Origin of the sequence: Leptospira sarikeiensis, from assembly GCF_004769615.1 — a bacterium.
GTDB lineage: Bacteria > Spirochaetota > Leptospiria > Leptospirales > Leptospiraceae > Leptospira_B > Leptospira_B sarikeiensis.
This window is the reverse complement of the sequence record NZ_RQGF01000007.1, coordinates 178,573-191,883: the sequence shown is the minus strand read 5'-3', so window position 1 is coordinate 191,883 and position 13,311 is coordinate 178,573. Positions and strand designations below refer to the sequence as shown.

At 41.2% G+C, this 13,311-nt stretch carries 15 protein-coding genes and 1 tRNA gene; 10 read left to right on the top strand and 6 right to left on the bottom strand.

The features are described from left to right. The first annotated feature begins 354 nt into the window (after positions 1 to 354). Both EHQ64_RS01935 and EHQ64_RS01930 read left to right on the top strand, forming a co-directional pair. Positions 355 to 633 carry a BrnT family toxin gene (locus EHQ64_RS01935; RefSeq protein WP_135647824.1) on the top strand — a complete coding sequence of 93 codons (279 nt, stop codon included), beginning with the start codon at positions 355 to 357 and terminating at the stop codon, positions 631 to 633. Further along, positions 630 to 902 (top strand): antitoxin, encoded by a 273-nt coding sequence (locus EHQ64_RS01930; RefSeq protein WP_135647823.1) that lies wholly within the window; start codon positions 630 to 632, stop codon positions 900 to 902. The genes EHQ64_RS01935 and EHQ64_RS01930 overlap by 4 nt, the downstream gene beginning before the upstream one ends. Before the next feature lie 104 nt (positions 903 to 1,006). Here the strand turns inward: EHQ64_RS01930 and EHQ64_RS01925 are convergent, their stop codons facing one another. Then, positions 1,007 to 1,669, bottom strand: a complete 663-nt coding sequence (locus EHQ64_RS01925) for a TetR/AcrR family transcriptional regulator (protein WP_135647822.1) — start codon at positions 1,667 to 1,669, stop codon at positions 1,007 to 1,009. 135 nt (positions 1,670 to 1,804) lie between these two features. Here EHQ64_RS01925 and EHQ64_RS01920 point away from each other — a divergent pair, with 135 nt between their 5' ends. Next, positions 1,805 to 2,659 (top strand): alpha/beta hydrolase, encoded by an 855-nt coding sequence (locus EHQ64_RS01920; RefSeq protein WP_135647821.1) that lies wholly within the window; start codon positions 1,805 to 1,807, stop codon positions 2,657 to 2,659. Positions 2,660 to 3,269: 610 nt separating this feature from the next. Here the strand turns inward: EHQ64_RS01920 and EHQ64_RS01915 are convergent. Beyond that, positions 3,270 to 3,341 (bottom strand) — tRNA-Arg (locus tag EHQ64_RS01915). 143 nt (positions 3,342 to 3,484) lie between these two features. Between EHQ64_RS01915 and omp85 the strand changes: the two genes are divergently transcribed. Both omp85 and EHQ64_RS01905 read left to right on the top strand, forming a co-directional pair. Then, positions 3,485 to 4,924, top strand: a complete 1,440-nt coding sequence (gene omp85, locus EHQ64_RS01910) for an Omp85 family outer membrane protein (RefSeq protein WP_135647820.1) — start codon at positions 3,485 to 3,487, stop codon at positions 4,922 to 4,924. 110 nt (positions 4,925 to 5,034) lie between these two features. Further along, entirely contained in the window at positions 5,035 to 5,370 is a 336-nt protein-coding gene (locus tag EHQ64_RS01905) for an LIC10421/LIC12816 family protein (RefSeq protein ID WP_135647819.1), read from the top strand. Here EHQ64_RS01905 and tmk read toward each other — a convergent pair. Continuing rightward, positions 5,364 to 5,957 (bottom strand): dTMP kinase, encoded by a 594-nt coding sequence (tmk, locus tag EHQ64_RS01900; RefSeq protein ID WP_135647818.1) that lies wholly within the window; start codon positions 5,955 to 5,957, stop codon positions 5,364 to 5,366. The genes EHQ64_RS01905 and tmk overlap by 7 nt on opposite strands. Before the next feature lie 93 nt (positions 5,958 to 6,050). On the opposite strand from tmk, the gene EHQ64_RS01895 reads away from it, so the two are divergent. Genes EHQ64_RS01895 through EHQ64_RS01885 form a run of 3 tightly spaced genes read left to right on the top strand, consistent with a single transcriptional unit; the run spans position 6,051 to position 9,144 of the window. Continuing rightward, on the top strand, positions 6,051 to 7,190 hold the full coding sequence (locus EHQ64_RS01895) for a S1C family serine protease (RefSeq protein ID WP_167882334.1): 1,140 nt from the start codon (positions 6,051 to 6,053) through the stop codon (positions 7,188 to 7,190). Positions 7,191 to 7,199: 9 nt separating this feature from the next. Then, on the top strand, positions 7,200 to 8,231 hold the full coding sequence (gene ruvB, locus EHQ64_RS01890; protein ID WP_135647816.1) for a Holliday junction branch migration DNA helicase RuvB: 1,032 nt from the start codon (positions 7,200 to 7,202) through the stop codon (positions 8,229 to 8,231). Positions 8,232 to 8,238: 7 nt separating this feature from the next. Next, the gene (locus tag EHQ64_RS01885) at positions 8,239 to 9,144 is read left to right on the top strand and encodes an energy transducer TonB (RefSeq protein WP_425460384.1); all 906 of its coding nucleotides are present in this window, start codon (positions 8,239 to 8,241) and stop codon (positions 9,142 to 9,144) included. An 18-nt stretch (positions 9,145 to 9,162) separates the two neighbouring features. Here EHQ64_RS01885 and EHQ64_RS01880 read toward each other — a convergent pair whose 3' ends face one another. Then, positions 9,163 to 11,205: an adenylate/guanylate cyclase domain-containing protein gene (locus EHQ64_RS01880; RefSeq protein ID WP_135647814.1), complete on the bottom strand. Its 2,043-nt coding sequence runs from the start codon at positions 11,203 to 11,205 to the stop codon at positions 9,163 to 9,165. A 225-nt stretch (positions 11,206 to 11,430) separates the two neighbouring features. On the opposite strand from EHQ64_RS01880, the gene EHQ64_RS01875 reads away from it, so the two are divergent. Continuing rightward, positions 11,431 to 11,670, top strand: a complete 240-nt coding sequence (locus EHQ64_RS01875; protein ID WP_135647813.1) for a type II toxin-antitoxin system Phd/YefM family antitoxin — start codon at positions 11,431 to 11,433, stop codon at positions 11,668 to 11,670. Here EHQ64_RS01875 and EHQ64_RS01870 read toward each other — a convergent pair. Further along, the gene (locus EHQ64_RS01870; RefSeq protein WP_135647812.1) at positions 11,654 to 12,013 is read right to left on the bottom strand and encodes an LIC12806 family lipoprotein; all 360 of its coding nucleotides are present in this window, start codon (positions 12,011 to 12,013) and stop codon (positions 11,654 to 11,656) included. The two genes, EHQ64_RS01875 and EHQ64_RS01870, sit on opposite strands and share 17 nt — an antisense overlap. 4 nt (positions 12,014 to 12,017) lie before the next feature. Then, on the bottom strand, positions 12,018 to 13,010 hold the full coding sequence (locus EHQ64_RS01865) for a hypothetical protein (RefSeq protein ID WP_135647811.1): 993 nt from the start codon (positions 13,008 to 13,010) through the stop codon (positions 12,018 to 12,020). Between the two features lie 105 nt (positions 13,011 to 13,115). On the opposite strand from EHQ64_RS01865, the gene EHQ64_RS01860 reads away from it, so the two are divergent. After that, positions 13,116 to 13,307, top strand: coding sequence for a hypothetical protein (locus EHQ64_RS01860; protein ID WP_135647810.1), 192 nt, complete (start codon positions 13,116 to 13,118; stop codon positions 13,305 to 13,307). The last annotated feature ends 4 nt before the right edge of the window (positions 13,308 to 13,311 follow it).

The window sequence follows — 13,311 nt, the reverse complement described above, 5'->3', positions numbered from 1 at the left end:
GTGATATACTAAAGTCGAAAGAAATGTCAAGAAAAAATGACTAATTGGTCACGTTCATAGAATGCGTTTTAGAGCCAAAGGGAGGGGGTTTGAGATTATATTCTTGGACTTTTGCCGCGCCCTCGTTTCACTCGGGCCAGGCTCTACGCTTCAATCAGCGAAGCACCATCACATTTCTTTAATTCATAATTCTTTCTATTTGGAATGGTGCGTCGCCGGATTTCCGCTGCGATCCTTCGCGGATCGTGGATGGAAGTTGTTTTTGTATATTTTGAGATTATTCTAACGAGTTTTGTAATATTTGGATTAAAATCTTTGTATTGACATTAGGCACACGTCTAATGTCGTAGATGGGTGATCTTTGATTGGGATAATCATAAAAACGAAGCTATAAAGGCCGAAAGAAATATTAGTTTCGAAAGGGTAGTTGTTGAAATTGAATCTGGATCAGTTTTAGATATTTTAAAACATCCGAATGTGAAAAAGTATCCAAATCAAATCATAATAATTGTGGAAATTGATAATTATGCTTGGGTGGTTCCAGCGATTGAAAGTAACGATACGTTTTTCTTTAAAACTGCTTATCCATCCAGAAAATTTACTAGCATATATCTGCCGGAGGCAAATTTATGAAATATAAACTTAGCCGTGAAGAGAAAGATTTGGAATCTTCAATCGAGCGAAATGAATGGAAATCGGTTGATAATAAAGCTCAATATTTAAAAAAATTTAAATCTGCGGCCAAAAATACTCTATTAAAAGATAAGAGAATGAATATCAGAATAGCTGGTAAAGATATTCAATTATTAAAAACCAAAGCATTAGAAATTGGTATTCCATATCAGACTTTAGTTTCAAGTATATTACATCAGTATGTAACTGGTAAATTAATAGAACGGTAACTTACGCGCACGCCGCGTCTAACTGTTCGTTCTAATGCTCCGAGTCGAGATCGCTTTGCAGTTCTCACTTCGAGTCAAATGTATTTGAATGTTTGTGATCTAATCTATCCAGAGTGACGGATATTATTTATCAATTCGTCGATTTCCGATCTCCTTTCTTTCAGAATGGATAATGCCTTTTTAATCGTTTCTGTGCGTTCCTTGCTCGGAACTCCAAAAATCGAAAGTCCAATTTCTAATACTGTAGATATTACGTTTTGATATGTTTGAGATTCAGTTACGCTAATTTCTTCAATATTTGCCTGGAGCATTCCTCGAAAGGATCTGGTTCTAATTAGAAATTCCTCATTAGTAAATCCTGGATTGTAGGTTTTGAATAAAATTGAATTTCGTATAGCCCCCTTTACATCTATCATATGCGAAATTCCTTCCGTTCGATAAGCGATTGTGTAAGTCTCTGCGATCATTTTTTCCTGATAGCATAATTGGAGCTGGAGCCCGATCTCTAATGCAAATATCAAGGCCGGAGAATTGGATTTGGCCCAGCTTTCTGCTAAAGTCACTGCCTCCTCAAAAACGTCTTCAGATATCGCTAATAATATCTCGTCCTTACTTTTATAAAAATGATATAAGGTCCCGGTTGTTATTTTTGCCCTCGATATAATCGCTCTCGTGGTTGTTTTTTCGTAACCTTGCGAAACGAAAAGTTTACGAGCAGTTTCCAATATTTTTTTCCGCACTGCTGCTGACTGCTGCTCTCGTTTCATTCGCCCTAACCTTTAACTACACCATAAATAGATCAATTTTTCAAATTTCAAGAAAAATTGGATCGTGATCTAAAATGGAGGTTGACATTTTTTATTAAATTAGATCATGATCTAATTTTTGGAAGGCGTTGGTATATGATCGAAAAAATACATTTAATGGCAAATGAAGTGAAGATAGCCGGGGATCTATATTTACCTGAAGGGAATCGGGAAAAGATTCCGGCTGTTATTATGGCGCCTGGTTTTGGAGGAGTAAAGGAAATGTTGATTCCCCATTACGCAAAGGTTTTATTAAAAAAGAACATCGCAACTCTTGCGATCGATTATCCGAATTTTGGCGAAAGCGAAGGAAATCCAAGGCAACATATAGATATCAAATCTCATCATACTTCTTACTATTCTGCATTAGATTATCTGAGTTCAGACTCTCGTTTTGATCCAAAACGTTTAGGAATTTGGGGAAGTAGTCTTTCGGGAGGTCATTCATTAGTAGTGGCAGCGACGGATCATCGGGTAAAAAGTATTTTTGCAATTATTCCGTATATATCTCCACCACTCCAGGCGGTTCCGGCTCTTGCTGGAAAAGTTTTTCTAGATTTATTCTTACGTAAAATCGGATCCAAGGGAGGCGTCTTACCTATCGCCGGAAGACCGGGCGAAATAGCGGCTATGAATACTGATGGAGCCTGGGAATGGATGTTGGAAATGACATCGGATGCTCCTACTTTTAAAAACTACGTAACTCTAGCTTCGTTACTACAAATGACTTTTTATCGGACTAGTTCTTATGCTAAAAAAATTCAGAAACCTTTAAAGGTCATATTGGCAATGGAAGATTCGATAACCCCTGCTAAACTAGTGAAGAATGCCATCAAAGGCATCCCTAATGTTGTGATTGAAGAATATCCGGAAACTCATTTTGAATTATTCCGGGAACATTTAAATACCACTATTGAATCTACTGCATTATGGTTTTCCGAAACTCTTTGAGGGAAGAAGCACCCCGAAGGAGTCGGTGACCGAGTATAACGAGGTCAAACGAGTGGGCCGATTAAATTGCGAGGATGATTTAAACCGAATGAAACGTTTTAATCGCAGGAGTGCACCTACCGGGACTCGCCCCGACGCAGTCTCCCATCCTGGTCGACTAAGCTCTGGGGCGTCTTTTGCACTCGCTTCGCCATCCCTGGCTCGCGGCGCATTTGCGACGCTCTTTGTCTCTGTTGATTTGGATGCAGCTTGTTTGATTTAAGATTTGGCTTCGTTTTACTCAGCCACCCTTCGGGTTTTTCGCTTCCTATGGGTCGCTCAAAAGGATCGCTGCAAATGCTTTCGTGCAAAAGCTTCGAGTCCAAATTGAATTGATTGTTTGGAATTTTGCACCTACCGGGACTCGCCCCGACGCAGTCTCCCATCCTGGTCGACTAAGCTCTGGGGCGTCTTTTGCACTCGCTTCGCCATCCCTGGCTCGCGGCGCATTTGCGACGCTCTCTATGGATCGCTGCAAATGCTTTCGTGCAAAAGCTTCGAGTCCCGTGATAGAATTGGGAGAATGAATAAAATTGAACGAAGATTTGTAATTACAGGACTGCATTTACACTGCACCTACCGGGACTCGAACCCGGACCCCAGGCTCCGGAGGCCTGTACTCTATCCGTTGAGCTATAGGTGCTTGTGTTGTTGAGTTTTTGTGGCTTGCGTCCGTAGTCAATCTGATTCCGCGAGGGAGACTTTCACGTATTTGTCAAAAGATCGTAGAAGGTTTTTGAATTACTTTTTTTCTTCCTTTTTCAATTTGCCCTTAGGCGGCTTTCTTTGTTCTTTTTTCGTTTCATTCTTCTCTTTTTGTTTTTGGTCCCGATCTGTATTTTTTCGGAAGAGAAAGTCGCCATCGATCTGAACGAATCCAAACGTCTTTCCAAACAAGAACTTGCGGAAAAAAGAAGCGGTTGGTATGCAACAGGTCTTCCTGTGTTTTCGGAAGATCCGGTTAGAGGCCAAGGTTACGGGGCCAGAGGTTTTTTATACCAGAACGGTCAGAAATCGGATCCTTACTTCGAATTCCAACCTTACAAATATAGATTCGGGGCCCAGGCGTATAAGACTACCAAGGGCGCGGATTATTATGAATTCACTTTCGATAGTCCTTTTCTTTGGGACACTGCGTATCGTTTGAAAACGAGTGTGTCGTATAGCACAAATAAAAATTCTCAGTATTTCGGTATCGGAACAGGAACGTTACGCGAAATTCAATATAGAGATAGAAATCAACCGAATGGAGAACTTCGGAACGGCGGATCCTTTTCCGATCTGGAAGATGCACTTTCTTATCGCAGACCTTCTTCTTCCGGTTCTATTTATCCGTATGAGAGCGATCGTCTTTATAATACGTACGAGTTCCGTTCTGCTACCGCGACTTTTTCAGTGGATAAAACTTTCTGGGGAGCTTTTCGTTGGATCGTCGCGCCGGAGTTTTCTCAAAATGTAATTCGAACTTATGATTATCCAAAGAACAGAATAGCGACGAATGGTGACTATTATTCTGTCGCGAGTGATCCAGCAACAGGCTGGGGTTCTTCTTATCCGAACGGTACTTCTAAACTTACCCAGGATTATCAAGCAGGTCTCATCAACGGATATCATGGAGGAAATGTTAATTATATCCATGTAGGGATCGCGTATGATACAAGAGACTTCGAACCGGATCCTGATTCGGGTGTTCTACTCGAGATGAATTATTCCTCTTCTTCCAAACGTGCCGGTTCTGATTTCGAATTTGAAAAGTTTTTTACTCAGGGAAAATTTTTCTATATGCCTTTCCCGAAACTTTTCGAAGAACTCGTGGTTGCAGGTAGGGCAGGTCTTCATTATTCAAAGGGAGAAGTTCCTTTTTCCGAATATCGTTATATGTGGTCGATCGATGGTCCTATCAATGGTCTTGGCGGTTTACAAACCTTAAGAGGATATAGACAGGAAAGATTTATCGCTCCTATGATCGGTTTCGGGAATTTAGAAATTCGTTGGAGATTCGGGGCCTTCAAATTTTGGGATCAATTGGTTACTTTAAGCCTTGTTCCTTTTTACGATTTCGGAAGAGTTTGGGACGGTTACCACGATATCAGCACCCAAGGTTATAAGTTTTCCTATGGGACAGGGCTTAGGATCATTTGGAACCAGGCAACTGTGATCCTGATCGATTACGCTAAATCTAGGGAAGATTCCCAGTTATTCATCGATATAGGCCAGATTTTCTAAGCTTTTTTAGATTTAGAAATTTGCTGTTCAGAATGGAACATTTGTAAACATTTGAGTTCGGCCGAATAAAAAAATAAAAATCGGCTTTAGAACGAACAAAGAGAGTCAAGATGAAAATTCAATCGTTTGTCGGACTGGTTTTAATTCTGTCCCTATTTCCCTTTGCAGTTTCTTCCTTCTCCGCAGAAGAAGAAACAAAACTGATCGAAAAAGCTTTAGTGGAAAGTTTATCCACTCCTGAGCAAAAAGAGATCGTAGGAAAATATTTAGCCAATCTTTCTAAAAAGAAAAGGGACGAGGCGATCCATTTAAGAGAATTAGCTTCTTCAGAACCAAAAGGTCATTCACGCAAAAAAAAGCTGATCGAACTTGCGATCCAACTAGAAAAGGAAGCTTCTATCCATGAGGAAACGTTAAAGAATCTACAGAAATTTTCTGTTCAATAACGGATCTTTTCCAGCACCAATTTTGGAAGTTCTTCCGGAGAAAGTTTTGCATTCAATCTGATTGTGTTCTCCGGGAGGATTTCTTCATAAGCGTTCTTGATCTTTTTTAAGGCGCTGATCGTCTCGAATCTATCCTTGGTCGTATCTCTTCCTTTCAATCTTGCCAAGGCGTCTTCCGGTTCTATCTCTAAATAAAAAATCAATTCAGGTTCTGGAAATCCTCTGTCTAAATTCTTCTGCAGGATCTCCTTCGCAGAAAAATTTTCTCCGGACTGATAGGCCGCGGTGGAATACATGTATCGATCGAGTAATACGATCTTTTTTTCTGAAAGAGAAGGAAGAATATTTTTTTGTAGAGAAACTTCTCTGTCGGATAAAAACGCTTCTATTTGCTTTTCCGGAGTAAGTTCGATCTCTCCGCTTAAAAATTTTCTAAGATAAAGCCCGGATTCGTAACGAGTCGGTTCCGCAAAACAAATTGCTGGAACATGTTTGGAACTTAGAAGGTCTAAGACCCGGACGGTGAGGGAACTTTTCCCACTTCCGTCTAAACCTTCAAAAACGTAAAATCCCGGTGTATGCGCCATGCTTTAAAGTTGGAAAGCCACTTGACATGAGTGGTTTTGCTTCGAATGCTGAAAGCTCATCTACCGGAATCCCATTCCCGAGGACAGGAATCCATGAAAAAAACCGACAGATTCAAAAATTTCCTGGTGATAGGCATATCCGTTATGGCCGGAGTGATTCTCTCGCCGATTTTATATTGCGGAACCGGAAGCGACAGTACTCTCTTCTTAAACGCCAAATCAGATAGAGAGCCGAGTGCTTCCGCCAAAGCAGCCGTCTCCATTCAAAAAGCATTCGAAGAAGTTTATGAAAACGTTTCTCCGAGTGTGGTGCTCATTGCTACCGAAGGAACAGTAAACGTTCCTCAATACAACGATCCATTCCAAGAATTTTTTTACGGACCTCAAGGTAGAGTTCGGAACCAAAAAAGAAAAGTAAGCGGACTAGGTTCCGGTTTTATCCTGAATAAAGAAGGATATATTCTTACAAACGATCACGTAGTCCGTAATTTCGATAAATTTAAAGTAGTTTTTAAGAATGTAAAAGAACCTGTTTCCGCGAAGTTGATCGGCACGGATCCTATGATTGACGTCGCCCTTCTCAAAGTAGAAGCGAATCAGGATCTTCAACCGATAGAGATCGGAGATTCTTCCGTAGTTAAAGTGGGAGATTGGGCGATCGCGATCGGAGCTCCTTTCGGATTGGAACAATCCATGACTGTGGGAGTGATCTCTAAAGTAGGAAGAGGCGGGATCGATAATTCAGGAGTTCATTATATCCAAACGGATGCAGCGATCAACCAAGGAAATTCAGGCGGACCACTTCTAGACATCAACGGTAGAGTTGTAGGGATCAATCGTATGATCGTTTCTCCTAGCGGTGGTTCTATCGGTTTAGGTTTTGCGATCCCGATCAACGAAGCAAAAGCGGTCGTGGACGAGTTAAAATCCGGAGGCAAAGTAAAACGTGCAAGACTAGGCGTTGCCTTGGATGATCTCACGGAAGAAACCGCTAAGGAACTTAAACTTACTTCTCCAGAGGGAGCATTCGTTCGCCAGGTGCAGAACGGTAGCGCTGCCGCAGAAGCAGGCATCGACGTAGAAGACGTCATCTTAGAGATCGACGGAACTAAAATTAAAAACGCAAACGACGTAGTAAGTAAGATCAGAGCCTCTAAAGTAGGACAAAGGGTCTCAGTCGTAATTTACCGAAAGGGCCAGGTCCTAAAAATTTCGGTGAAGCTCGCGGAGTGAAATAATCTTTTGGCAGGACATACTTTAAATCCGGAGGATAAATTCGACGATGAGATCTCTCTTCGCCCCTCCTTATTCTCCGAGTTTATCGGACAAAAAGAGATCCTGTCCAACCTAGGTGTTTTCGTAGAAGCCGCAAAAAAAAGAGGGCAGGCCCTGGATCATGTGCTTTTATCCGGGCCTCCCGGTTTAGGAAAAACCACGTTAGCTGGTATTATTTCCCAGGAATTGGGCACTCGCATCGTAGTTACTTCCGCTCCTGTTTTGACAAGAGGTGCAGATCTCGCAAAACTTCTCACTGATCTAGAAGAGAGAGATATATTATTTATAGATGAGATCCATTCTTTAGGGAGAAAGGTAGAAGAGATCCTTTATCCTGCGATGGAAAATTTCATGATCGATCTTCTCGTGGGAGAGGGGATCACTGCTCAGACCATCCAAATCAAACTCAAACCATTTACTCTCATCGGAGCCACTACAAGAAGTGGTCTGATCTCAGATCCTTTGAAGAGTAGATTCGGGATCCATTTCAGATTGGAATATTATGATGATTCCGAAATGAAAGATATCGTTTTGAGATCTTCTAAAATTTTGGGATATGAGATCGATCAAGACGCAGCCTTCGAGATAGGCAGACGCTCCAGAAAAACTCCAAGGATCGCAAACCATCTTCTCAAAAGAGTGCGTGACTTTGCAGAAGTAAAAGGGGAGAAAAAGATCCAAATTCCGGCCTGCGAAGAGGCATTTTCCCGTTTGGGTATAGATGAATTGGGCCTGGATCGTATGGATCGGCAAATTCTGGAGTGTATGATCGACAGATACAAGGGCGGACCGGTTGGATTAAAGCCGATCGCCGCTGTGATCGGAGAGGAAGAGCGCACCCTGGAAGATCATTATGAATCTTATATGGTAAGAGTTGGCTTGATCAATAGAACCTCCTCCGGTAGAGTTGCCACAGAGAAGGCCTATAAGCTGATGGATCGGATCCCTCCCGCTTTCGGCAAAAGAATTGAAGAAGATGCGGCTCCCGGCCTTTTTTAAAAACGATATAGATAAAACCGGAGATTTAGGAGAAGATGATCGTCGTCTTCTTTTCGCCGCATTTTTCGTATTCGCATTCGCTTCCTTCCTAGTTGCTCACTTATTCACCCGCAATATCCTATTTAAAATATTGGGAGAAGATCCCCTAGTTCAGGTAAAAGAGAGAGCAGAACGGGAAAAAATTTACGAAGTACTTTTAGAACAAGAGTTCGTAGATAAAAGGATCAAAGACGAATACAAGGCTCTATCTAACGTAGAGTCTGCAGGTTCCGGTGGGATCACTAAAAAAGAAGGATTTCATACGAGTTCCCCATTTCGCGAATTCGTAATGGGAAATATTCTCCGAAATCCTTCCAAGGCAAGCCCTCAAAATTCCCAAAAGAAAACTGAAGAAGAAAAAGTTTACGAAGTCGCTATCTTAAAACAGGATCCGGTGGAATTCACCAATCCGAACGAACAGACTCCGGAGCAAACCCAAAGCACCGGAAGAATGACAAAGATCCCGTTCAATTATCGTTTCCAACAGGACCTATTGTTCAGATGGGACGGAAGTAATTCTTTGACGGTTCCTACCAAAAAACTGGTAGGTTACGAATATTTCAAAAGAATGCTTCGCCAAATTGAGCAGAGCTTTTCTCCTCCAGGTGGTGGAAATTACGGATATCGAGACGGAGCCGGAACAGTGATCCGAGAAGCGATCGAGCCTGGAGAAGCAAAAGTGCAGTTCTTATTGAACGACGCAGGGCAAGTGATCGATACTAAGCTCGTATCTTCTCAAGGACAGGCGTTAGTGGACCAATCCTGCGTGGATTCTATCCGAGGGCAAAATTTCGGAAGAGTCCCTGAAGAAGTAAAAGCACAGGGAATGATCTACGGGATCACTTTTATCTTTCCTAGAATTTATAGAAGATAAAGAATTTATAATATTCTATCAAACCGCTTCTAATTTTAGATTTAGCTCTTTTCTTAAAGATTCGAATTTTTCGTTCGGAAGTATCCCTTCTCCATTTAAAGATAATTCAGGTCGGATAGAAGTCACAAAATACATATCCACTTCCCCCTTTCCTTTTGCTTGTACCTTTCCTCTGGACTCGCAAACGAAAAATTCCTTCACCTCTTCATATGTAGTACCCGAGATATTTACATATCCCGGTTTACCGGAAGATTCCATTCTGCTCGCAAGATTGACCGCGTCTCCCCAAACATCGTATGCAAATTTGTTGGAGCCGATCACTCCTGAAGTAACAGGGCCTGTATGAATTCCTACTCTTAACTCCCAGAAAGGAAGTCCCATTTCTGATTTAGATTTTTCTATTCTATTCATGAAACGTTGGAATTCTAGTCCTGCCAAACAATTATCGATTGCGTGAGTTTGGTTGGTATTCGGAATACCTCCTGCGCACATGTAGGAGTCTCCGATCGTTTTTAATTTTTCAAGACCCAAACGAGAAACGACCGAATCAAATTCGGAAAAACAATTATGCAGATCTTCCACCAGGTCCTTCGGTAACATTTCTGCGGCGATCTTAGTGAAACCTACAAAGTCAGTGAAAAGAATAGTCGCGGATTTATAATATACAGGGGTCACGGAACCTTTTACTTTTAATTCTTCTGCGACAGGTTTAGGTAGAATATTCAATAATAGTAAATCCGTTCGATCTCTTTCTTCTGCGAGTTCTTTGGTTCTTTCTACTACCTTCTTCTCCAGATTGACCGATAATTCTTCGCTCGTATTAAATGCGGTTGCGATCCTTCTGCCCAACAAAGCCGCATCTGCAAATGTCAATAAGAATAGGCCCGCAGGAGTTAGATATCCGGGGCCAATATGGAATTGATAGAAAATAAAATCATTCAGAACGGCCGCATAGAATATTCCTAAGCCGAGTAACATCAGTTTTGCGCCCTGTAAACCTTTGAATATCGCTATGGTCAACATGATCATACCGTATATTCCCCCGAATACGATCAATGCTTGGTAATAAGGAAGTGTGTAACTAAAAAGCGCAGGGGGAAGCACTATAATTGAAAGGCATGGGGGAATGGATAATGATAAAATGACGATCATAGATGTCTTTCTGAACTGGGCAGGATATAAAGTTCTCATAAACATCGCCATGAATGGAACTCCTAAATAAAAGGAGAGATATTCTACTCTTATAAAAATATTCCAAGGAACATTCCTGAACACTTCTCCTATAAATCTTTCTCCGCTGGTAAGCACTCTGGAAGTGATGGCAAGACAGGTAAGAGAGAACCATAGGATCTCCATTTCTTTTTTACGAAATAAAAATAGGCCCATATGATATAAGCCCATGATGAGTAATGCACCTGCCAAAAATGCGCTAGTCATCCTGTTCCGATCTCTTGCTGCGAAAATTTTAGCAGAGTCTCCAAGTAGGATCGGCATTTGAAAACCGCCATTCCTATGATAGTGATTCGAAATATACATCACTAGATCCACTTGTTTGGAGTAAGGAACTGAACTAGTTTGCGCTAAATATTCGGGACGTTCCTCTTCCGGAGAAGGTCCTGGATTTCCATTGTATGCGACTAATTTCCCATTCCAGTATAAGGAATACGCAGAACCTTGACCGTCATCAATTCGTATAGCAAGATCGGGAGTGTTTTCAGGAAGATATAGTCTTAAATGATAGGTGATATATCCTATTGCCGGTAAAGGTTCTCCCTTTAAAATATGACCATTCCATACGCCTGGAACCGGGATAAATCCGCTCGGATCGGAAACAAGATCATCTTGGAAATCTTTTGCTGGAATGAGTTCCTTCCAATAGTATCTCCAGTCCCCATTTAGTTCTACTGTTCCATCCTTTTCAAAATCCCAGGTGCTGAGATCTAAGGTTCCATTTTCTGCCTTAGGTCTTTCCTTTCCTTTTGCTTGAGCACAGGAAAAAAATAAAAAACAAGTAAGAATCCCTAAAATAAAAAAACGAGTTAGGCGGCGTGAATCACTCATAATGCGTAGATCAATAGGTGAGAAAAAAGGGATTCCAGCGAGCATTTTTTGTGATCCGGTCGGTTCTTCTGAAATTATTTCATAGAAGAATTTAAGCATCGCTCGTTCGAGTAGCGTAGTAAGTTTGGGGTGTACATAGCTCCAAGATTGAAGCGGAGCAAAGATTCCTTTGAATTTTTACAAAAAACTGGACATTAGCGACTGGTCATCTTCGGATTTAAGAGTATGCAATTATCAGCTGCAGAATTCAAAACCAATTGTTTGAACTTGATAGATAGGATCCAAGAAACTCAGGAAGAAGTATCTATAACAAAACATGGAAAAATTATCGCGAAGCTTGTTACTATAAAGAATAAAACAAGTGCTAAGTTATTCGGTCATCTGAAAGGGCGGATCCAAGAGAATGAAGATATCGTTCCAGACTTGGATTTAAATTGGAATGAGGACCTTAAAACAGATCCTTGATCGCCTGCCAAAGTTTGGCGTATTCCTTTTTCCTTTCATCCTTATCTTTGAGTTTTAATAAGGTTTTCTGGAATCCGTTGGTTCCTGTGATCTTAACCCGATTTTCGTTCAATACTTCCACTTCATAAAACACTTCGTCTACTTTGTAGGAGAAGTTCAGAGTGCTTGTAGATTTCATCGGATATTCTTTGTCTTCTAAGATCGCTTTTCCGTTCCGAAAATCCAAATATACGCATTGTGTATTTTTAAGCATCGGCTCGCAGAATTTCCCCGCAGGAGGAGGGACAGGTTTTACTCCGCATCCTAAAAACAAGAGTAAGAGAATGGAAAATAAATATTTCATCGGATCAATCCTCTATAGGAAGTTTTGTCTTCAAGGTTTGGTTTTTGGAAATGATCTCTTTTGCAAGAGCTATCACTTCTTCTTTTCTATCTCCAGCAGTCGGATAGTATTCTTCCAAGAGTAGGATCGCTTTCGGAGAAAGGTTTTGGTAATAGAATATCCTTGCTTCCAGGATCTTGGAACTTCCGGTGAGAAAGTCTTCGTTAATATTTTTGACCCTTCTCAAATAATTTAAGGAAGATACGTATTGGCCTGCTCTAAATTCGGATAATGCGATCAGAAAATCGGATTCTCTCGCAGAAAGAAGGAGTGACCCCGAAATATCCTGTTGGGAAAGGATCTTTTTTAGGAATTCGGTATTTCCGGACAAGGAACTTCCCACTAAGCAGGTCCATGCATATCCTGCTTTTAATTCCGAACTTAGTTTTTCAGGCTCAATAGAGATTAGAAGTTTATTCAATGCGGAACGACTTAATTTCTGGCGAATAGATTCACCGAATGCGATCAAATAACGATTATCAGTCGATTCTAAAAATTCAGGATCGACCGCTTGTGCGCGAAGAGCCTGTCTATAGGAATCTTCTACAAGAGGTAGATAAGAACTGTCTTGCTCTAAAAATTCTTCGAAACCGGTATATGCAATTTTGGAAAGAGTAACAGAATCAAAACGGAAACCTAATAACAGAAATTCGTAATATCCCGAAAGAGCGGCATAATGGTAGGAGATCCCTTCTTTAGGATTGGAACTTAGAAAATCTTTTGCAGTGGATTTGAATTCTTTGATCTCTCCTTCTTTCGGGTCTCCTTTTACGATCCCTTCTTGGAGTATTTTTCTCTCCTTTTCAAGAAGAACACGTCTATCTCCCGCAAACAAGTTCTTGATATCCTGTCGGAAAAAAAAGGCGATCCCTGCGAGCGCGAGTAGTAGCAGGAAAAAAATCAAGGGCTTATAATTCGCTTTTTTTCTATAACTTCTGTGGTTGGCCTGGTAGAGCATGTATCTGACAGATTCTCAAAAAAGCCCGGACCTTTCACTTATTTTTTGGGTTTCGAATGCTTACTCCGGCTTGACTCTGGGAGCTGCCTTGGATTCCGTGTAAATATGCCTTATAATTACGATTTTGACGAGGATTACGAAACGGACGGCGACGAGGATTATCTCGACGAGGACGCTGTCACTTTTGTTTGCGAGGATTGTGATCATCGTTGGGAAGATGACGCAGAAGGATCCTATGACGGTCCCGAAAATCATATCTGCTCCATGTGCGGTTCTTCAAGCGTAATCGAACTCTAATCTT

What these genes read in the sequence shown, in the direction of transcription:
- EHQ64_RS01880 (WP_135647814.1), bottom strand. Translation starts at nt 11,205, where the DNA reads ATGAGTGATTCACGCCGCCTAACTCGTTTTTTTATTTTAGGGATTCTT.
- EHQ64_RS01930 (WP_135647823.1), top strand. Translation starts at nt 630, where the DNA reads ATGAAATATAAACTTAGCCGTGAAGAGAAAGATTTGGAATCTTCAATC.
- EHQ64_RS01905 (WP_135647819.1), top strand. Translation starts at nt 5,035, where the DNA reads ATGAAAATTCAATCGTTTGTCGGACTGGTTTTAATTCTGTCCCTATTT.
- EHQ64_RS01865 (WP_135647811.1), bottom strand. Translation starts at nt 13,010, where the DNA reads ATGCTCTACCAGGCCAACCACAGAAGTTATAGAAAAAAAGCGAATTAT.
- EHQ64_RS01860 (WP_135647810.1), top strand. Translation starts at nt 13,116, where the DNA reads ATGCCTTATAATTACGATTTTGACGAGGATTACGAAACGGACGGCGAC.
- EHQ64_RS01920 (WP_135647821.1), top strand. Translation starts at nt 1,805, where the DNA reads ATGATCGAAAAAATACATTTAATGGCAAATGAAGTGAAGATAGCCGGG.
- tmk (WP_135647818.1), bottom strand. Translation starts at nt 5,957, where the DNA reads ATGGCGCATACACCGGGATTTTACGTTTTTGAAGGTTTAGACGGAAGT.
- EHQ64_RS01870 (WP_135647812.1), bottom strand. Translation starts at nt 12,013, where the DNA reads ATGAAATATTTATTTTCCATTCTCTTACTCTTGTTTTTAGGATGCGGA.
- EHQ64_RS01925 (WP_135647822.1), bottom strand. Translation starts at nt 1,669, where the DNA reads ATGAAACGAGAGCAGCAGTCAGCAGCAGTGCGGAAAAAAATATTGGAA.
- EHQ64_RS01895 (WP_167882334.1), top strand. Translation starts at nt 6,051, where the DNA reads ATGAAAAAAACCGACAGATTCAAAAATTTCCTGGTGATAGGCATATCC.
- EHQ64_RS01875 (WP_135647813.1), top strand. Translation starts at nt 11,431, where the DNA reads ATGCAATTATCAGCTGCAGAATTCAAAACCAATTGTTTGAACTTGATA.